Here is an 18,937-nt window from a genome sequence, read left to right as displayed (position 1 = left end):
TTAGTTTTCAAAGAACTTCGTTGCCGCTCTCAAAGCGACCACTTAAATATAACATCTGAGAGACGAGCGGTCAATACTTTTTTAAAAAAAGTTTTGCTTTTGCTTTCTTTATAAGCGGCCAAAAAATATTATAGCATATGATTGATTTGGAGAAAAGACCCTAATCTATATTACACAACAATAAAAAATGCAGCCCGCAGGCTGCATTTTTTATGATTCATCGGCTTCAAGCTCTTCAGTTTCCGTGTCATCGATTTCTTCGTCTTTTTCAACCAAGGCTACAGTAGCTACATGCTCCTGATCACCTAACCGGATAAGGCGGACACCCTGCGTTACACGGCCGGTAATGGAAATATCATTAATATCCATCCGTATGATCACTCCGCTGGCGGTGATGATCATCAAATCTTCTTCTCCTTTTGTTGCTTTGACTGTAACAAGAGGCCCGTTGTTTTCCGTGATCTTGCAGGTTTTCAACCCTTTTCCTCCACGGCTTTGCGTTCTGTATTCTGAAGCAGGCGTCTGTTTGCCGTATCCTTTTTCCGTTACGATTAAAACATGGGAATCCTCTTCTAAAATTTCCATGCCGACAACCATGTCGTCACCTGTGAGCGTGATGCCCTTAACACCGGCTGCGGTTCTTCCCATCTGTCTTACATCGGTTTCTGAGAATCGAATCAGCAGTCCGTTTTTCGTTCCAATAATAATTTGCCTGTTGCCGTCAGTCAATCGGACAGCCATCAGCTCATCTTCGCCGCGAAGACTTAAGGCAATTAAACCGTTGTTGCGAATATTGGCGAATTGAGAAAGCGGTGTCCGTTTTGAAATTCCGTGTTTAGTGGTAAAGAACAAGTATGATTCATCATCAAACTCGGAAACCGGAATGATCGCATTGATCCATTCTCCTTTTTCCACTTCAAGCAGGTTGATGATTGGAATTCCCTTTGCAGTTCGGCCGAATTCAGGAATTTCATACCCTTTGGCACGGTATACCTTCCCTTTATTTGAGAAAAAGAGAATCGTGTCATGAGTGGATGTGGAGATCAGGTGTTCAACGAAGTCATCTTCATTTGTTCCCATACCCTGGATTCCTTTTCCGCCCCGTTTTTGGCTGCGGTAAGTGGAAGAAGGCAGGCGTTTGATATAGCCATTATGAGTTAAAGTGACAACGATATTTTCTCTCGTAATGAGATCTTCGTCCTCGATTGTTTCAAGTCCTGACGTCACGATCTCCGTCCGGCGCTCATCATTGAAGCGGTCTTTAATCTCTGTCAGTTCTTCACGGATGATTTCAAGAACCTTTTCTTCGTCTGCTAAAATCGCTTTTAACTCTGCGATCAGCTCAACCAAGCTTTTGTATTCTTCTTCGATTTTTTCACGTTCGAGACCTGTTAACCGCTGAAGACGCATGTCCAAGATGGCTTGTGCTTGTTTTTCAGTCAATGAAAATTTCTCTATTAACCCATTTTTCGCAATTTCAGCCGTTTGCGAGTTTCTGATTAAGGAAATAACTTCATCAAGGTGGTCTAGAGCGATCCTCAATCCCTCAAGGATGTGAGCTCTCGCTTCCGCTTTTCGAAGTTCGAAAGCCGTACGTCTTTTGATCACCACTTTTTGGTGATCGAGGTAATGCTCAAGACATTGCTTTAAGCTCAATACTTTCGGCTGTCCGTCCACGAGCGCTAAAAGATTAATACCGAATGATGTTTGGAGAGCCGTTTGCTTGTACAAGTTATTTAACAGGACGTTGGCATTTGCATCCCTTCTCAGCTCGATAACAATCCTCATTCCGTTTCGGTCTGATTCATCGCGGAGATCTGTGATTCCTTCGATTTTCTTATCCCGGACAAGGTCGGCGATTTTTTCAATCAGTTTCGCTTTATTCACCTGGTACGGTATTTCCGTAATGATGATGACCTGTTTGCCAGAGGATGTTTCTTCGATTTGAGCTTTGGCCCGAATCGTGATTGAACCCCTGCCTGTTTCATAGGCTTTACGGATTCCGCTTCTGCCCATGATCATCCCTGCTGTCGGGAAGTCCGGCCCCGGAATGATTTCCATCAATTCTGCGAGCGTCATCTCAGGGTTCTTGCTGACAGCCAATACACCGTCAATAATTTCACCGAGCTGGTGAGGCGGAATGTTTGTCGCCATACCTACTGCTATCCCGGCAGCTCCATTGACAAGCAGATTTGGAAATCTGGCAGGCATGACAATCGGTTCTCTTTCAGATCCGTCATAGTTGTCCTGATAATCGATCGTGTCTTTATTAATATCTCTCAGAATTTCCATGGATATTTTCGACATTCTCGCTTCTGTATAACGCATAGCCGCAGCCGAATCGCCATCGACAGAACCAAAGTTTCCATGGCCTTGAACGAGCATATACCGATAGTTAAAGTCCTGCGCCATTCTGACCATGGATTCGTAAACGGCAGAATCACCATGAGGGTGGTACTTACCGATAACTTCGCCGACGATCCGCGCGGATTTTTTATATGGTTTGTCACTTGTCATCCCAAGGTCGTTCATCGCGTACAGGATTCTTCTATGCACCGGTTTAAGGCCGTCTCTTACATCTGGAAGAGCGCGGGAAACAATAACACTCATCGCATAATCTAAAAAAGATGTGCGCATTTCCTGACTGATATTAATTTCCTTAACTTGGGGCTTATGTTGTTCACTCATTAAAAAACCTCCCTGGAGAATCTACATGAGTTGTGTGGGAGTAGATTTGTATTTATACTCTTCAACGAATAAGGCTATTCTCCATTATATCAATAATCTTGATTTTATACACATTAAATTACTAGAATATGAAAGGTTTCACCCTTTCATATTTTAGAAAAGACCTTATTTCATTTAAGCGAAAATAAGGTCTTATCGGTGTTAAATATCTAGGTTCTTTACATAGCGGGCATTTTCTTCGATGAAGTTTCGCCGCGGCTCCACCTTGTCTCCCATCAGCATTTCAAAGGTTTCATCGGCATCGATTGCATCTTTGAGCGTCACTTGAAGCAATGTTCTCGTTTCCGGGTCCATCGTTGTTTCCCAAAGCTGAGTCGCATTCATCTCTCCCAAACCTTTATAGCGCTGAAGGCCGGGCTTAGGATTTTGCGGAAGCTCTTTTAAAATTTCTTCAAGCTGCTTGTCATTGTATGCATATTCGACGCGTTTCCCCTGCTGCACTTTATAGAGCGGCGGCTGGGCAATGTAAATATATCCTTTTTCGATGATTTGCCGCATATATCGGTAGAAAAAGGTGAGCAGAAGTGTTCTGATGTGCGCGCCGTCGACATCGGCATCTGTCATGATCACGACTTTTTGATAGCGGGCTTTTTCCAGGTTGAAATCTTCGCCGATTCCCGTACCGAGCGCGGTGATCATTGACCGGACTTCATTGTTGGATAAGATTTTATCAAGACGGGCTTTTTCGACGTTTAAAATTTTACCTCTCAATGGCAAAATCGCTTGGAAATGACGATCCCGGCCTTGTTTTGCCGATCCTCCCGCCGAATCACCCTCAACGATATAGAGCTCAGAAATCGACGGATCTTTTGAAGAACAGTCAGCCAATTTTCCCGGCAGATTCGACACTTCCAGAGCGCTTTTTCTTCGCGTCAGCTCGCGCGCTTTTTTGGCCGCCATGCGCGCTCTTGCCGCCATGACCCCTTTTTCGACGATTTTTTTCGCAGAATCCGGATTTTCAAGCAAGAAAGTTTCCAATGCTTCTGAAAACAAGGCGTCCGTTATGGTGCGGGCTTCTGAATTACCGAGCTTCGTTTTTGTCTGCCCTTCGAATTGCGGGTCCGGATGTTTGATTGAAATGATCGCTGTCAAACCTTCACGGACATCTTCACCGCTTAAGTTCGGGTCGTTTTCTTTGAATACGCCGTTCTTTCTGGCATAATCATTGATGACGCGGGTCAAGCCTGTTTTAAACCCGGCTTCATGCGCTCCGCCTTCATACGTATGAATGTTATTGGCAAATGAATAGATGTTGCTTGTGTAGCTGTCATTGTATTGAAGCGCTACTTCAACAGTAATCCCGTCTCTCGATCCTTCAATATAGACCGGCTCCTCGTGGACCACTTCCCTTGAACGGTTTAAGTGTTCAACATAGCTTTTAATTCCGCCTTCATAGCAATATTCATTTTTCTGTTCTTTTCCTTCACGCTTATCTTCAATTGTGATTTTTACGCCTTTTGTCAAAAAGGCGAGTTCACGAACACGAGTGGCAAGCGTATCGTAGTCATACTCGATTGTTTCTGTGAATATTTCACGATCAGGAATGAAGTGAGTGGTCGTTCCTGTTACATCGGTCTCGCCGATCACTTTCAAATCGGCCTTCGGAACGCCCCGTTCAAATTCTTGGTAATGAATTTTCCCGTCCCTGTAAACCGTTACATCCAGCTGGGTTGAAAGGGCGTTGACAACAGAAGCCCCTACGCCGTGCAAACCGCCGGAAACCTTATAGCCGCTTCCGTCAAATTTACCTCCGGCGTGCAGGACTGTCATGATGACTTCGACAGCCGGACGGCCCATTTTTTCATGAATACCGACCGGAATCCCCCGACCGTTGTCTTTTACCGTGATGCTGTTGTCATTTTCAATGACAACATTGATTTCAGTGCAGTAACCGGCCAAAGCTTCGTCAATGCTGTTATCGACGATTTCCCATACTAAATGGTGCAGACCTTTGCCGCTTGTCGACCCGATGTACATCCCCGGTCTTTTTCGAACGGCTTCCAATCCCTCTAGAACCTGTATCTGATTTTCATCGTAATTATTATGCTGTTCCATTGCCACGCACATTCACCTACACTTTTCTTCAAACATAATAAATTTATAGTAAAGATTCTTTATGAATCAATTTCCGGCTTGGATTGCGCCCGCTTTTTCAACGTGCCTGAGGCTAAAGGAGAAAAATAAATCGTTTGTACTGTGACAACAATTGATTTGGGCGTGCTGTTTGAAGAGACAATCCGCTTTTTTTGTTTCGTTAAGAACTCTTCAACGATCGGAGATGCCTTTGCCTTATAATCAAAAATAGCCACAATTTCACGTGTCGAGACAACAAAGTCGTCACCTAAATGGATATACAATCCCTCACCCCATTTTTCTCAGTCCAATAGCGTGCCATTTTCAACACGAAAGATACCTGCTTCATTTAAGGTTTCATGATCAATTCCATCAACGCTTGTCGTAGTAACGAATGTTTGAACACGGCCTTGGATAGTGTGGAGCAAGTGAGACTGCCGATAGTCATCCAGCTCTGATAATACATCATCCAAAAGCAGAATCGGATATTCCCCAATTTCCTCCTGAATCAAATCAATTTCCGCCAATTTCAGGGACAGTGCTGTCGTCCGCTGCTGGCCTTGCGATCCGTAAGTCTGTACATCCCGCCCATTGACATAAAAAAGAACATCATCTCTGTGAGGACCTGAAAGGGATACACCCCGTTCAATTTCTTTATCTCGTAATTTAGAAAACGTTTCTTGATAACTATTGATCATTTTCGACAAATCAGGCGAATCTGATACGTGAAGAGATGTATGATACTTCAAGGTCAGTTCCTCCAGCCCTCTTGAAATTCCTGAATGGATGGGCTGAGCCCATTTTTCGAGCTGATCGACAAACTGAAGTCGTTTCATCACAACCTTTGCCGCGAATTCCGTGAGCTGTTCCGTCAGCACATCAAGCATTGTTTGATCAGTCTGTTTTCTCGTTTGGAGCTGCTTCAAGAAGTGATTTCGCTGTGAAAGGATTTTTTGGTAAAGAGAAAGGTCATGAAGATAGACTGGTGATACTTGGCCGATTTCCATATCGAGAAATCTTCTTCTGACCTGGGGGCTGCCTTTTACAAGATTCAAATCCTCCGGCGCAAACATAATCGTGTTAACGGCCCCGACATACCGGCTGAGCTTCTGCTGCTCAATATGATTCACTTTACCTTTTTTTCCTTTTTTGGAAATCACAAGCTGAATGGGAACAGAACCGTTTTTTTTAATGACCCTGCCTTCTATTTTAGCATAGTCTTCATCCCATCGTATGAGTTCTTTATCATTTGAGGTTCGATGAGATTTTGCCATTGCAAGCACATAGATCGCTTCCATCAAATTTGTTTTGCCTTGGGCGTTCTCTCCAATGATCACGTTTACTTTGTTCTCAAATTGGAGCTCAAGGCGCTCATAGTTACGGTAAGATGATAATGTAAGATTTTGGATATACAATCAATATCACCTGCTTTTTAGCCGACGACTTGAAATGAACCGAACCCTTCAATCGTCACGACATCTCCAACATATAGCTTCCGGCCGCGGCGGTTATCCGGCTCACCGTTCACGATCACTTCATATTCTGATAAAAACCATTTTGCCATCCCGCCTGACTGAATGACATCCGCTAATTTCAGAAACTGACCGAGGGTAATCATGTTTGTATCAATAGCCACCGTCTTTGTCATTTTATCGACCTCTTTCAATATCACTAATATCTAATTGTACTAAAAAATAGGGAAAGAAGGAAAGGGGAAACTTGTGGCATCAAAAACAGCGGCAGGGCAAGATCATCTTTTCTCCCATGAAATAAGAGAAGCTGCCGGATTGGCCGGCAACTTTCTCTAGGTTTCGAAATTAATACGTCCGGACAGGAAGAATTAATTGAACGATTGAATCATCATTCGGAGTGCGGATCAGAAAAGGTCTCATTGCGCCTGTAAAGCTGACATGAATGTCCTCTCCTTCAAGAACTTTAAGAGCATCCAGCATATATTTCGGACTAAAGGATATCTTTAAGTCTTCCCCTTCAATTTGTTCGGCATTCACCGTTTCTACAACCTTTCCGATTTCTGGAGAGTTTGAGGAAATTTCGATGGACTCATTGGCAACAGTCGAAAGTTTTACCACATTGTTCCGTCCTTCTCTTGCCAGAAGCGAAGCCCTGTCGATCGCCTGAAGAAATTCCTTTGTATTGATGATCATGTTCGTTTTGCTTTCCTGAGGAATCAGGCGGTTTGTGTCAGGATAATTGCCGTCAAGCAGTCTTGAGAAGAACAGTACGTTTTTTGTCTTAAACAGCACTTGCGTCTCTGTAATGACAATATCGACAAGCTCCTGATGATCATCAAGGATCTTGCTCAGCTCGGTCAAGCTTTTTCCGGGGATGACGACATTGTATGAGCTTTCCTCATCGATATCGAGCTTCGCTTTTCGCAGTGCCAGACGGTGGCTATCCGTCGCAGTGCATATTAATTCACCGTCTGTGACGTTCCAGTTTACACCTGTCAAGATTGGGCGTGTTTCTGAGGTGGACACCGCAAAGACGGTTTGGCGAATCAAGTTTTTTAATAGGTCAGTCGGAATTTGAAAAGCATGATGTTCTTCGATTTGCGGTAAAAGCGGATATTCGCTTGCGTCCAGCCCGTTTAGGTTAAATTCTGCTTTTCCTGAACGAATGATCGTCAAATATTGATTCTGAACTTCAATCTCCACCGTTGACATAGGCAGTTTTTTGACGATTTCACTAAAAAAACGAGCTTGAAGAACGATGCTTCCCGGCTGTTCGATTGTCACGATCTCCAAATCGCCGTCTTCTTTTGGAATGAACGATTCTATTGAGATATCTGAGTCGCTTCCTGTCAGCGAAACACCTTCATCAGAGGCGACGATCTTAATACCGGTTAAAATCGGAATCGTTGTTCTTGAAGAAACGGCCTTTAACACATCTTGGACACCTTCGACTAAACGATCTTTTTGAATTGTGAATTTCATAATCATCCTCCTTGCGGAAATCTATTAATTATTATGTTTTATAAAAATAGCAGAAGTACTAGTAGGGGCTGTGGATTTGTGGATAAGTGGAGAGAGTGAACGGAAATACAGCCTATCCACATGTGGACAGACTGTGCAAGACTATGTTTCAGTTATTCACACTTTCCCATTCTCCACTTGAATGAAGATTACCTCAGCTGCTCTTTTATTTCTTTAATCTGCTGCTGAAGTTGTTCATCATTGCTCAGCAGCTTCGATATTTTTTCATGGGCATGGATGACCGTTGTATGGTCGCGCCCTCCAAATTCTTCGCCGATTTTTGGGAGCGAGGAATCTGTCATTTCCCTTGATAGATACATAGCGATCTGCCTCGGAAATGCCACGGATTTCGTCCGTTTTTTCGCTTTGAAATCTTCCAGTTTGATATTAAACTGCTGCCCGACAATTCTTTGAATGTCTTTGATCGTGATGACTTTCGGCTTTGAAGAAGGAATAATATCTTTCAAAGCTTCCGCGGCTAAATCGGCATTGATGTCTTTATTGATCAAAGAAGAGTATGCGACAACACGGATTAAAGCCCCTTCAAGCTCTCTGATATTGCTGTCGATCTGATTGGCAATATAAAGCATGACTTCATTAGGGATATCTAGTCCCTCTGCTTTTGCTTTCTTTCTTAAAATTGCGATTCTCGTTTCCAGATCAGGAGGTGTGATATCTGTGATCAATCCCCATTCAAAACGGGAGCGCAGGCGGTCTTCAAGCGTCGGAATCTCTTTAGGCGGCCGGTCGCTGGAAATCACGATTTGCTTTGTTTCCTCATGCAGCGTATTAAACGTATGGAAAAATTCTTCTTGCGTCTGTTCTTTTCCAGCCAAAAATTGAATATCATCTATCAAAAGAACGTCGACATTTCGGTAGCGATTGCGAAAATCGACAGCCTTATTGTCGCGGATCGAGTTGATAAATTCATTTGTGAATTTTTCAGAAGACAAATAAACCACTTTTGCAGACGGATTATGATCAATGACATAGTGTCCGATCGCATGCATTAAGTGAGTTTTTCCAAGTCCGACTCCCCCATAAATAAACAGCGGATTGTATGCTTTCGCCGGCGCTTCGGCCACCGCTAGGGATGCAGCATGGGCAAATCGGTTTCCTGACCCTATAACGAAAGTGTCGAATGTGTATTTGGGATTCAGCATGTTTTGCGGAAAGTCAGCCGGTTCTTCTTTCGACATTTTTTTGATTGGAGACTTCGGCATAAATTCTTCTTCATTTTGATTCTGAGGAATGACAAATTTAATGCTCAGCTCTTCCCCGGTTAAATCGTAAATCGTATCGGCTATCAAGTGAAGATATCTTGATTCAAGCCAATCTCTTGCGAACTCGTTCGGAGCGGTAATGATCAGCGTGTCCCCCTGTAATGAATGAGCCTTTGTCGACTTCATCCATGTTTCAAAACTGGGCTTGCTCAATTTTTTTTCGATCTGCCCAAGGGCTTGACTCCAAAGATCTGAAATGTTTTTCATAATGGCGGTTCGTCCCTCCTTTACCAGAAATATTTGCGTGTTCATCATCTGTTATAGAACACAAAAAAAGAGCAAATGGATGGCTCCATTCGTTGATGAAATGTTGAAAACATATAATATAGTAGAAAAACGTCTTTTCGACATCATTCACAAGATGTGGACAAATTCTTGCACACCCTGTGAAAAAACTTTCCACATGTTATCCACAGTTTGTGGATAACGATATAACAGCCAATTTGTTATCAAGAGTTAAAACACAAATATAATATCAGAATAAGAGAGACGTTGCAATGGTTGACAGGAACTTATCCACACACTATACAAACTGTTGAAAAAATATTGTCCACAACGGTTAGTTTTGTGAAAATGTTGTCGATAATGATTGTGGATAGAAAAAATGAGGCGAAAGATATCCACATTGGATATTTTCGATCAGGAAGTCGACATTTCCCGCTTCCAAAAAAATCTTTTAAGCTAAAATTGAGGAAAAATGAAAATAGACTTTCGGAGTCGATTCATCTGTGTTATCCTATTATGGTGCGAAAAAGAAATGTATGAGCAAAGTTGACAATGAACGGCTCATCCAAATATAATAAATTAGACTGTCTTTAACAGCTATTCCTCGAGGGAGGTGTCATACATGAAAAGAACATTTCAACCAAATAACCGTAAGCGCAGCAAAGTTCATGGCTTTCGCAGCCGTATGAGTTCTAAAAATGGACGTCTTGTATTAGCACGTCGCCGCCGCAAAGGAAGAAAAGTATTATCAGCTTAGGCCACTGAATAATGTCAGTGGTCTTTTTTACATAGAGGAATGACCAGGGCCCTTTTTGCCAGCTTGTTATCGGAGTGAAGGAAGACATGAAAAAGCGAAATCGATTAAAAAAAAATGAAGATTTTCAAAAGGTATTTAAAAAAGGCAAATCGATGGCAAACCGGCAGTATGTTTTATATGTGCTTCATCAGCCTGAGGCGAAAGAGTTTCGGGTCGGTCTGTCGGTCAGCAAGAAAATCGGGAACGCCGTCGTGCGTAACCGGGTAAAGCGGCTGATTCGCCAGGTCATCCAAGAAGAGCGGAATCAATTAAAACAAGAAAATGACTACATCATTATTGCGAGAAAACCAGCTGCTGATTTGACATATGAAGAAACAAAGAAAAGCCTGCAGCATCTTTTCAGAAAGTCGTTTGTTTACCGGAAAAAATCGAATAAGCCATCATAACCCGAGTAAATAAATAAGCCATAGCCGCATATTTTTAAGCGCTTCCTTTTAGCTTGAAAAATGTCAGCGCCCATTCAGTGGTGAAAGATGATAAAATACGATAAAGTATGTCTTTTTAATGATCATAACCACATTAAAACGGTTTAAGAATGAAGATTTAGGAGGAAATGTTGTTGAAGAGGCGAATTTTATTATTATTCAGTATGATCGGCGTTCTCGTGCTTTTAGCTGGATGTACGGAAATCAATCAGCCGATCACTTCAGAAAGCGAAGGATTTTGGAACAACTACATCGTTTACCCTTTGTCACAGCTGATTACGTACGTTGCAAATGTAACGAATAAAAACTTCGGGCTTGCGATTATTGTCGTGACGATTTTAATCAGACTTTTGATTTTGCCGCTGATGATCAAGCAGACAAGAAGCTCCAAAGCGATGCAGGCTCTGCAGCCTGAAATGCAAAAACTTCGCGAAAAATACAGTTCAAAAGATCAGAAAACACAGCAGAAACTTCAGCAGGAAACAATGGCTCTCATGCAGAAGCACGGGGTTAACCCGCTTGCAGGATGTTTCCCAATCTTAATTCAAATGCCGATTTTAATCGGATTCTATCATGCGATTATGAGAACGCGGGAGATCGCGGAGCACAGCTTTTTATGGTTTGACTTGGGAGAGCGTGATCCGTATTTCATCCTTCCGATTCTAGCGGGTGTGTTCACTTTCATCCAGCAAAAACTGATGATGGCCGGAACAGCTCAGCAAAATCCGCAAATGGCGATGATGCTTTGGCTGATGCCGATCATGATCGTTGTATTCGCTATCAGTTTCCCGGCGGCTCTTTCTCTGTACTGGGTAGTCGGCAACTTGTTTATGATTGCTCAAACCTTCTTTATTAAAGGTCCTGATTTAAAGGCAGAGAAGCAAGAAGCGGCAGCCGGAGGAAAAAAATCCGGAGGTAAGAAAAAGTGAAGGAACTGACTGCTACTGGACGTACCGTCGATGAAGCAGTGCAATCCGGGCTTAAACAGCTGGAACTTCAAGCAGACGATGTTGAAATTGCCGTGATAGACAAAGGAAAAAAGGGATTATTCGGCATTTTCGGCCATCAGCCTGCAGTTGTTAAAATTCGAGAAAAAGCAGATCCTATCAAAGAAGCCAAACAGTATTTGGAAAATGTTATTTCAAATATGGGAATTCAAGCACAGGTGATGGCAGAAGAGGAGCCAAAAAGGGTCGTTTTCCGATTACAAGGAGATAAAACCGCACTTTTGATCGGAAAAAGAGGACAAACATTAAATGCCCTTGAAACATTGACACAGCTCGTAATCAATAGGCATTCCGACCGCTATATCCATGTGGTTGTCGATGCTGAAGGATACCGTGCCAAGCGAAAGGAAACATTGACACAGCTGGCATTGAAGCTGGCCGATCAGGCAAGCAGGCAGAAAAAAGACATTCATCTTGAGCCGATGCCTTCCAGCGAGCGGAAAGTGATCCATGACATCCTTTCAGGCTATTCAAAAGAAATTGAAACATACTCTACCGGAGAAGATCATAACCGGCACCTTGTCATCTCATATAAAAAATAACATGAAAACCGAAGTTCTCAAAAACGGGGACTTCGGTTTTTTGTGATGCCAAAACGACCTGAATTTCATTTATCACCGGCTATATCCGTTTTAGTTCGGCTCTTTTCAGTGTAAGCTGTTGATGAAAATGAAATTTAATTGTTATTCACATGTGGATAAGTTAAAGTAATTAATGATGGCTTGCAGCAGTTGTGGATAACGGTTCAAGTCACTTCCACTTCAATTCAAACTATGTTATCTTTAAATTTTGATTACAATAAAAGTTTTTCATCTATTTATATTGTTTGGAAGATGACCCGTCAAATGGGGATAATAGATAAAGGAATGAAAAAGAGAGGTGAAAGCCATGGATACAATCGCTGCGATTTCAACGCCGATGGGAGAAGGAGCGATTGCGATCGTCCGGATGAGCGGCCCAGAAGCACTGTCGATTGCAGATAAAGTATATAAAGGACCTCGCGGGAAACGGTTGAGCTCTGTTGATACACACACCATTAATTATGGCCATATCGTTGATCCGGAAACAGAAAAGGTCGTTGAAGAAGTGATGGTGTCCGTTTTAAAGGCACCGAAAACTTTTACAAGAGAAGATATTGTGGAGATCAACTGTCACGGCGGAATTGTGACAGTCAATCAAGTGCTTCAGCTTGTCTTGAGAGAAGGAGCGAGACTTGCTGAGCCTGGAGAATTTACGAAAAGGGCCTTTTTAAACGGGAGGATCGATCTTTCCCAGGCGGAGGCTGTCATGGATCTCATCAGAGCGAAAACGGACCGCGCCATGAATGTAGCCATGAATCAGATGGAAGGAAGGCTTTCTTCACTGATCAAACGATTGAGAGCCGAGCTTCTTGAGACGTTGGCCCATGTAGAAGTAAATATTGACTACCCGGAATACGATGATGTTGAAGAAATGACGCATAAGCTCTTAATCGAAAAGGCGACAAAGGTCAGAAATGAAATCGAGGCGCTCCTTACGACATCAGAGCAGGGTAAAATATTAAGAGAAGGCATCTCAACGGTTATTATCGGCCGGCCCAATGTCGGGAAATCATCGCTGTTAAACAGCCTCGTTCACGAGACGAAAGCGATTGTAACAGACATTCCGGGTACGACGAGGGATGTCATTGAAGAATATGTGAATGTAAGAGGCGTCCCGCTGCGTCTTGTCGATACAGCAGGAATCCGCGAGACCGAAGATATCGTCGAGCGCATCGGCGTTGAGCGCTCCAGGCAGGTATTAAAAGAAGCGGATTTGATTCTGCTTGTCCTCAATTACAGCGAGTCTCTGTCAGAAGAAGACATCAAGCTTTTCGAAGCAACGAAGGGCATGGATTTGATTGTCATCGTCAATAAGACCGACCTCGAGCAAAAGCTTGATCTCGATCGTGTTCAGGAATTGGCCGGAGAACGTCCTGTCGTTACAACCTCTTTATTGAAAGAAGAAGGAATTGACGAGCTGGAGGAAGCTATTCAATCGCTGTTTTTTACGGGAGCGATCGAGAGCGGCGACTTGACGTATGTCAGCAATACAAGGCATATCTCCCTCTTGCATGAGGCTAAGCGCGCCATTACAGACGCTCTTGAGGGAATTGAGAATGATGTGCCGATTGATATGGTTCAAATCGATTTAACAAGATGCTGGGAAGTTCTCGGGGAGATCATTGGCGACGCCGTGCATGAAAGCTTGATCGACCAGCTCTTTTCCCAATTTTGCTTAGGAAAATAAAGGAGGAACAAAGCATATGGGCTATGAAGCAGGCCAATATGACGTCATTGTCGTTGGCGCCGGCCACGCCGGGGTCGAAGCGGCGCTGGCATCGGCCAGACAAGGCGCAAAAACGCTTGTCTTAACCATCAACCTTGATATGGTTGCTTTCATGCCGTGTAATCCGTCTGTCGGCGGTCCCGCTAAAGGGATTGTCGTCCGCGAAATCGACGCGCTGGGCGGAGAAATGGCTAAAAATATTGACAAAACCCACATTCAAATGAGGCTTTTAAATACAGGAAAAGGCCCGGCCGTCCGGGCGCTCCGCGCACAGGCGGACAAATTCCAATATCAGCATGAAATGAAAAAAACGCTTGAAAATGAACCCAATTTGACATTGCTTCAAGGAATGGCGGAATGCCTTTTGATCGAAGACGGAGAATGCCGCGGCATTATGACCCAAACAGGGGCGGAGTACCGTTCCAAAACGGTGGTGCTGACGACGGGAACATTTTTAAGAGGAAAAATTATTCTTGGAGATCTGTCCTATTCAAGCGGACCGAACAACCAGCAGCCCTCTATCAAGCTTTCTGAGCATCTGGAAGAGCTCGGGTTCGATCTCGTCCGCTTTAAAACAGGGACACCGCCGCGGGTCAACAGCCATTCGATTGACTACAGCCAAACGGAAATCCAGCCCGGTGATGAAGTGCCGCGGGCCTTTTCGTATGAGACGGTGGAATACATTACAGATCAGCTTCCTTGCTGGCTGACCTATACGAGCCCGGAAACGCATGAGATCATCGATGACAATCTTCACCGTTCACCGATGTATTCCGGCATGATCAAAGGAACGGGGCCGAGATACTGCCCTTCTATTGAAGACAAAGTCGTCCGCTTTAACGATAAGCCGAGACACCAGATCTTTCTCGAGCCTGAAGGACGCAATACACAGGAAGTCTATGTACAGGGACTGTCAACAAGTCTTCCTGAGGACGTTCAGAAAAAAATGCTGTCAACAATTCCGGGACTTGAAAAAGTGGAAATGATGCGTGCAGGGTATGCGATTGAATATGATGCGATCGTACCGACTCAGCTTTGGCCGACACTTGAAACGAAAAAAATACCGGGGTTGTTCACAGCAGGGCAAATCAACGGGACGTCAGGATACGAGGAAGCGGCCGGACAGGGAATCATGGCCGGCATTAATGCGGGCCGCAAAGCGCTTGGCAGAGAAGAAGTCATTCTCAGCCGTTCAGACGCCTACATCGGCGTGCTGATTGACGACCTTGTGACAAAAGGAACAAATGAACCGTACCGGCTGTTGACTTCCCGTGCGGAATACCGCCTGCTTCTCCGCCATGACAACGCCGACTTGCGCCTTACGGAGATCGGCTATGAAGTCGGCTTGATATCTGAAGAAAGATATCAAAAGTTTCAGGAGAAAAAAGCGGCCATTGAAGCAGAGAAAAAACGACTGCATTCTGTTATTATCAAACCGTCCAAAGAAAATCAAGAATACATCCGGTCATTGGGCGGAAGCGAGCTGAAAGACGGCATCCGTGCCACCGACCTTATGAAGCGGCCGGAGATGAACTACGAAACCGTCACAGCGCTTGCCCCTGCGGAAGAACAAGTCGCCGGCGATGTGGCCGAGCAGGTTGAAATTCAAATTAAGTATGAAGGATATATTGAAAAGTCCTTACTGCAAGTTGAAAAACTTAAGAAAATGGAAAATAAAAAGATTCCCGACAGAATTGACTATGACGCGATCAAAGGCATTGCGACAGAGGCCCGCCAAAAACTGAAAGAAGTCAGACCGCTGTCTGTCGCACAGGCCTCACGGATTTCCGGGGTAAACCCTGCTGATATTTCCATTCTGCTTGTTTACCTTGAGCAGGGCCGGATCGCCAAGGTTGCGGAATAGAAAGGATGACGGCATGAACATTGAGCAATTTACATCCAGCCTGGAGGAGAAGGGGATCTCCCTTTCTCCCTTCCAGCTTGAGCAGTTTGAAACCTATTATGAATGGCTTGTTGAGTGGAATGAGAAAATTAACTTAACCTCCATTACCGAGAAAAAAGAAGTGTACTTAAAGCATTTTTACGACTCGATCACCGCTTCTTTTTATGTCGATTTCAACAAGCTGAACAGTTTGTGTGACGTTGGGGCGGGCGCCGGATTTCCAAGCCTTCCGATTAAAATCTGCTTTCCTCATCTTCATGTGACAATCGTCGATTCATTAAATAAACGAATTAACTTTTTAAATCAGCTTTCTGATGCTTTAAAACTGGAAAACACAGCTTTCTACCATGACCGGGCAGAAACATTCGGGAGATTGAAAGACAAGCGGGAAAGCTTTGATGTCGTGACAGCACGGGCGGTTGCCCGGCTTTCTGTTCTAAGTGAACTGTGTCTTCCGCTTGTTAAAAAAAACGGTTTATTCCTAGCGTTAAAAGCTGCTTCAGCTGAAGAAGAAATTGAAGCGGGCAAAAAAGCCATAAAAGTGCTTGGAGGCCAAATTGAAGCCGTGCATTCTTTTCAGCTGCCGATAGAAGAAAGCGACAGAAACATCATTGTGGTCAAAAAGGAATCACAGACACCGAAGAAATATCCAAGAAAACCTGGAACACCTAATAAATCTCCAATTGAAGGTTAAATTATTCGTTTTCTTCAAAATTCGTGATGTCCATGAAGGAAAATTCATGAGAAAATAGAATTATAAAAATGGCAGTGTTTAAAGGTGGTGTAGGTACATGAAGCATTCATTCTCTCGTCTCTTCGGAATTGGTGAAAAGGAAGAAGAAGCAGAGATTGCTGAACATGATACAAACAAAGAAGAGATTCAAGATATTCCAGTAGGCGATATTATTCCTAACCGTTTTCAGCCGCGCACCATTTTCTCAGAAGAAAAAATTCAAGAATTAGCCGCAACCATTCATACACACGGCATTATTCAGCCGATTGTCGTCAGAAAAACAGACCGGGAAGGACAATACGAACTCATTGCAGGGGAGCGGCGCTGGCGAGCGGTTCAAACGCTCAATTGGGAGAAGGTTCCCGCCATTATTAAGGATTTTTCAGATACAGAGACAGCTTCTGTTGCTCTGATTGAAAACCTCCAAAGGGAGGAATTATCTTCGATTGAAGAGGCGCATGCATATGCAAGGCTCTTAGAGCTTCATGATTTGACACAGGAAGCTCTTGCACAAAGGCTTGGCAAAGGACAGTCAACGATCGCCAATAAACTCAGATTGTTAAAGCTTCCGGAAGAGGTTCAGGAAGCGATATTGAAAAAAGAAATATCAGAGCGTCATGCAAGAGCGCTCATACCGTTAAAACAGCCTGAACTTCAGGTCAAACTGTTAAACGAAGTCATTGAAAAAAACTTAAATGTCAAACAAACCGAAGACCGTGTCGTCAAAATGCTGGAACAGGATAAGCGAAAGCCTAAACCAAAGAGAAAAGCGTTCAGCAGGGACGCGAGAATCGCGATGAACACGATCCGCCAGTCCTTATCGATGGTGGAAGACAGCGGTGTCAAACTGAATACGGAAGAAGAGGAATTTGAAGAATATATTCAGTTTACGATACGGATACCGAAATAAAAGCTCCCTAAGAGCTTTTATTTTTTTAGGTCAAAATATCTAGGATGGGGGCAGCGATGGAATATTATCAAACATATCGTTCATTGCTTTTTTCAATTGCTTATCGAATGATTGGATCCATACAAGATGCCGAGGATATGGTGCAGGAATTATTTGCTGATCTTCAAGAAAAAGATATCAGCCAAATGGAACATGTTCAATCATATTTAACGAAATCAATAACAAACCGCTGCATTAATTTTTTGAACTCAGCCCGAAACAAGCGCGAGGTTTATGTGGGAGAGTGGCTCCCTGAACCGCAGGTGATGCTGTCAGACCAGAATCCGGCTGACTTCGTTGAAAAAAAAGAAATGGTCTCCTATGCTTTTATGGTCATCATGAGCCGGTTGAATCCTGTTGAAAGGGCGGTATTCATGTTTAGGGAAGTGTTTGGGTATCAGTATAAGGAAATATCGTCCATTATCGGAAAATCAGAAGCAAGCTGCCGGAAGATCTACAGCCGGCTGCAAAATAAATTAGAAATGGACATTTCTGCTTTATCCAAACCGGAAGAAGAGCAGCAGCTGGCAGAGTTGTTTATCGATTCAGCTAAAACCGGAGATTTCAAAGAGTTTGCCAGAAGATTGACCGAAGAGGCCGTTTTATTTACCGACGGCGGCGGAAAAGTACGCAGCGCCTTAAGACCGATCTATGGAAGAAGCCGAATTTTTGCGTTCTTTACAGGGATTGTTTCAAAAGGGCGCTTTACAGGCCGTTTCGTGCCCGCAGAAATCAACGGCCAAAAAGGCGTGCTGATCGTACGGAACAATCGTCCGATTTACATCATCTGTTTTGCTTGGAATCCAGAAGGGAACTCAATTAAAAATGTCTACATTGTTTCCAACCCAGATAAATTAAAACAAATCAAAATGTAGTGTTTCCTGTCACAAATCGAATGCCTTACTTGTTATATAAGTGAATCAACAAAAGGAGGAATTGATATGGAAACAAGATTTTTAATGGAAGAGGCAAACCCGAAGGGCTACGCCGGCATGTTCGAGCTTGAAAAAGCACAAGCTTCTTCAAGTATTGATCCCGTTTTAAAGGAGCTCATCAAAATCCGCGCTTCACAAATGAACGGATGTGCTTTCTGTCTGAATATGCATACGAAGGATGCGAGACAAAACGGAGAGACAGAACAGCGCATATACGCGCTCAACGCTTGGAAAGAAGCGCCTTTTTACACAGAAAAGGAACGGGCCGTATTGGCATTGACCGAAGCCGTAACGAGAATTGCAGATGCCGGGCTGCCAGATGCCGTTTATAACGAAGTAAGGGCACACTTCAGCGAAGCCGAAACAGCGGAGCTCATCATGCTGGTCGTGACGATTAACGCATGGAACCGCATCGCGGTGGCCACCCGGAAAATGCCTGCAAATTGATTAATGTGAACCCCTTGGAAACCCTTGTATGCGTCAGAGGGTTTCCCCTCTTTTTGTTATATTAATATAATTTAAATATTATCTTCTTTTTC

General features: G+C 43.6%; 17 protein-coding genes. 10 read left to right on the top strand and 7 right to left on the bottom strand.

What is annotated here, in order from left to right; genetic code table 11:
* Window positions 1–210: 210 nt before the first annotated feature.
* From gyrA to dnaA, 7 genes are all read right to left on the bottom strand, one after another.
* Window positions 211–2,688, bottom strand: a complete 2,478-nt coding sequence (gene gyrA, locus BTA30_RS05545; RefSeq protein WP_076760225.1) for a DNA gyrase subunit A — start codon at window positions 2,686–2,688, stop codon at window positions 211–213.
* A 201-nt stretch (window positions 2,689–2,889) separates the two neighbouring features.
* Window positions 2,890–4,803, bottom strand: a complete 1,914-nt coding sequence (gene gyrB, locus BTA30_RS05540; RefSeq protein WP_076760274.1) for a DNA topoisomerase (ATP-hydrolyzing) subunit B — start codon at window positions 4,801–4,803, stop codon at window positions 2,890–2,892.
* Window positions 4,804–4,862: 59 nt separating this feature from the next.
* Entirely contained in the window at window positions 4,863–5,105 is a 243-nt protein-coding gene (gene remB / locus BTA30_RS05535; RefSeq protein ID WP_076760223.1) for an extracellular matrix regulator RemB, read from the bottom strand.
* An 18-nt stretch (window positions 5,106–5,123) separates the two neighbouring features.
* Entirely contained in the window at window positions 5,124–6,236 is a 1,113-nt protein-coding gene (recF, locus tag BTA30_RS05530) for a DNA replication/repair protein RecF (protein WP_076760221.1), read from the bottom strand.
* A gap of 17 nt (window positions 6,237–6,253) precedes the next feature.
* On the bottom strand, window positions 6,254–6,469 hold the full coding sequence (gene yaaA, locus BTA30_RS05525; RefSeq protein ID WP_076760219.1) for a S4 domain-containing protein YaaA: 216 nt from the start codon (window positions 6,467–6,469) through the stop codon (window positions 6,254–6,256).
* Window positions 6,470–6,638: 169 nt separating this feature from the next.
* Complete coding sequence (gene dnaN, locus BTA30_RS05520) at window positions 6,639–7,775, bottom strand: DNA polymerase III subunit beta (protein ID WP_076760218.1); 1,137 nt, start codon at window positions 7,773–7,775, stop codon at window positions 6,639–6,641.
* 188 nt (window positions 7,776–7,963) lie between these two features.
* On the bottom strand, window positions 7,964–9,304 hold the full coding sequence (gene dnaA / locus BTA30_RS05515) for a chromosomal replication initiator protein DnaA (protein WP_076760216.1): 1,341 nt from the start codon (window positions 9,302–9,304) through the stop codon (window positions 7,964–7,966).
* 640 nt (window positions 9,305–9,944) lie between these two features.
* Here dnaA and rpmH point away from each other — a divergent pair.
* The 10 genes from rpmH (at window position 9,945) to BTA30_RS05460 (ending at window position 18,845) form a co-directional block, all read left to right on the top strand.
* Window positions 9,945–10,079, top strand: a complete 135-nt coding sequence (gene rpmH, locus BTA30_RS05505; RefSeq protein ID WP_003178075.1) for a 50S ribosomal protein L34 — start codon at window positions 9,945–9,947, stop codon at window positions 10,077–10,079.
* Window positions 10,080–10,165: 86 nt separating this feature from the next.
* Window positions 10,166–10,525 carry a ribonuclease P protein component gene (rnpA, locus tag BTA30_RS05500; RefSeq protein ID WP_076760212.1) on the top strand — a complete coding sequence of 120 codons (360 nt, stop codon included), beginning with the start codon at window positions 10,166–10,168 and terminating at the stop codon, window positions 10,523–10,525.
* A gap of 167 nt (window positions 10,526–10,692) precedes the next feature.
* Window positions 10,693–11,493 (top strand): YidC family membrane integrase SpoIIIJ, encoded by an 801-nt coding sequence (gene spoIIIJ / locus BTA30_RS05495; protein WP_083696870.1) that lies wholly within the window; start codon window positions 10,693–10,695, stop codon window positions 11,491–11,493.
* A complete protein-coding gene (jag, locus tag BTA30_RS05490; RefSeq protein WP_076760208.1) occupies window positions 11,490–12,113 on the top strand; it encodes an RNA-binding cell elongation regulator Jag/EloR in 624 nt (207 codons plus the stop codon). The genes spoIIIJ and jag overlap by 4 nt, the downstream gene beginning before the upstream one ends.
* Window positions 12,114–12,459: 346 nt before the next feature.
* Window positions 12,460–13,839: a tRNA uridine-5-carboxymethylaminomethyl(34) synthesis GTPase MnmE gene (gene mnmE, locus BTA30_RS05485; protein ID WP_076760206.1), complete on the top strand. Its 1,380-nt coding sequence runs from the start codon at window positions 12,460–12,462 to the stop codon at window positions 13,837–13,839.
* 16 nt (window positions 13,840–13,855) lie between these two features.
* Window positions 13,856–15,742: a tRNA uridine-5-carboxymethylaminomethyl(34) synthesis enzyme MnmG gene (mnmG, locus tag BTA30_RS05480; protein WP_076760204.1), complete on the top strand. Its 1,887-nt coding sequence runs from the start codon at window positions 13,856–13,858 to the stop codon at window positions 15,740–15,742.
* A 13-nt stretch (window positions 15,743–15,755) separates the two neighbouring features.
* On the top strand, window positions 15,756–16,475 hold the full coding sequence (gene rsmG, locus BTA30_RS05475) for a 16S rRNA (guanine(527)-N(7))-methyltransferase RsmG (RefSeq protein WP_076760202.1): 720 nt from the start codon (window positions 15,756–15,758) through the stop codon (window positions 16,473–16,475).
* A 97-nt stretch (window positions 16,476–16,572) separates the two neighbouring features.
* Window positions 16,573–17,424: a nucleoid occlusion protein gene (noc, locus tag BTA30_RS05470; RefSeq protein WP_076760200.1), complete on the top strand. Its 852-nt coding sequence runs from the start codon at window positions 16,573–16,575 to the stop codon at window positions 17,422–17,424.
* A gap of 56 nt (window positions 17,425–17,480) precedes the next feature.
* Window positions 17,481–18,338: an RNA polymerase sigma-70 factor gene (locus tag BTA30_RS05465; protein ID WP_076760198.1), complete on the top strand. Its 858-nt coding sequence runs from the start codon at window positions 17,481–17,483 to the stop codon at window positions 18,336–18,338.
* 66 nt (window positions 18,339–18,404) lie between these two features.
* Window positions 18,405–18,845: a carboxymuconolactone decarboxylase family protein gene (locus BTA30_RS05460; protein WP_076760196.1), complete on the top strand. Its 441-nt coding sequence runs from the start codon at window positions 18,405–18,407 to the stop codon at window positions 18,843–18,845.
* Window positions 18,846–18,937 lie beyond the last annotated feature (92 nt).

This window comes from Bacillus swezeyi (genome assembly GCF_001969815.1).
In the GTDB taxonomy this organism is placed as follows: domain Bacteria; phylum Bacillota; class Bacilli; order Bacillales; family Bacillaceae; genus Bacillus; species Bacillus swezeyi.
The sequence above is the reverse complement of the archived record's forward strand: the minus strand, read 5'-3'. Positions and strand labels throughout refer to the sequence as shown.

Excerpts from the sequence above, each read along its gene's own strand:
- gyrA (WP_076760225.1), bottom strand. The coding sequence starts at position 2,688 with ATGAGTGAACAACATAAGCCCCAAGTTAAGGAAATTAATATCAGTCAG.
- gyrB (WP_076760274.1), bottom strand. The coding sequence starts at position 4,803 with ATGGAACAGCATAATAATTACGATGAAAATCAGATACAGGTTCTAGAG.
- yaaA (WP_076760219.1), bottom strand. The coding sequence starts at position 6,469 with ATGACAAAGACGGTGGCTATTGATACAAACATGATTACCCTCGGTCAG.
- dnaN (WP_076760218.1), bottom strand. The coding sequence starts at position 7,775 with ATGAAATTCACAATTCAAAAAGATCGTTTAGTCGAAGGTGTCCAAGAT.
- dnaA (WP_076760216.1), bottom strand. The coding sequence starts at position 9,304 with ATGAAAAACATTTCAGATCTTTGGAGTCAAGCCCTTGGGCAGATCGAA.
- rpmH (WP_003178075.1), top strand. The coding sequence starts at position 9,945 with ATGAAAAGAACATTTCAACCAAATAACCGTAAGCGCAGCAAAGTTCAT.
- rnpA (WP_076760212.1), top strand. The coding sequence starts at position 10,166 with ATGAAAAAGCGAAATCGATTAAAAAAAAATGAAGATTTTCAAAAGGTA.
- spoIIIJ (WP_083696870.1), top strand. The coding sequence starts at position 10,693 with ATGTTGTTGAAGAGGCGAATTTTATTATTATTCAGTATGATCGGCGTT.
- mnmE (WP_076760206.1), top strand. The coding sequence starts at position 12,460 with ATGGATACAATCGCTGCGATTTCAACGCCGATGGGAGAAGGAGCGATT.
- mnmG (WP_076760204.1), top strand. The coding sequence starts at position 13,856 with ATGGGCTATGAAGCAGGCCAATATGACGTCATTGTCGTTGGCGCCGGC.
- rsmG (WP_076760202.1), top strand. The coding sequence starts at position 15,756 with ATGAACATTGAGCAATTTACATCCAGCCTGGAGGAGAAGGGGATCTCC.
- noc (WP_076760200.1), top strand. The coding sequence starts at position 16,573 with ATGAAGCATTCATTCTCTCGTCTCTTCGGAATTGGTGAAAAGGAAGAA.
- BTA30_RS05465 (WP_076760198.1), top strand. The coding sequence starts at position 17,481 with ATGGAATATTATCAAACATATCGTTCATTGCTTTTTTCAATTGCTTAT.
- BTA30_RS05460 (WP_076760196.1), top strand. The coding sequence starts at position 18,405 with ATGGAAACAAGATTTTTAATGGAAGAGGCAAACCCGAAGGGCTACGCC.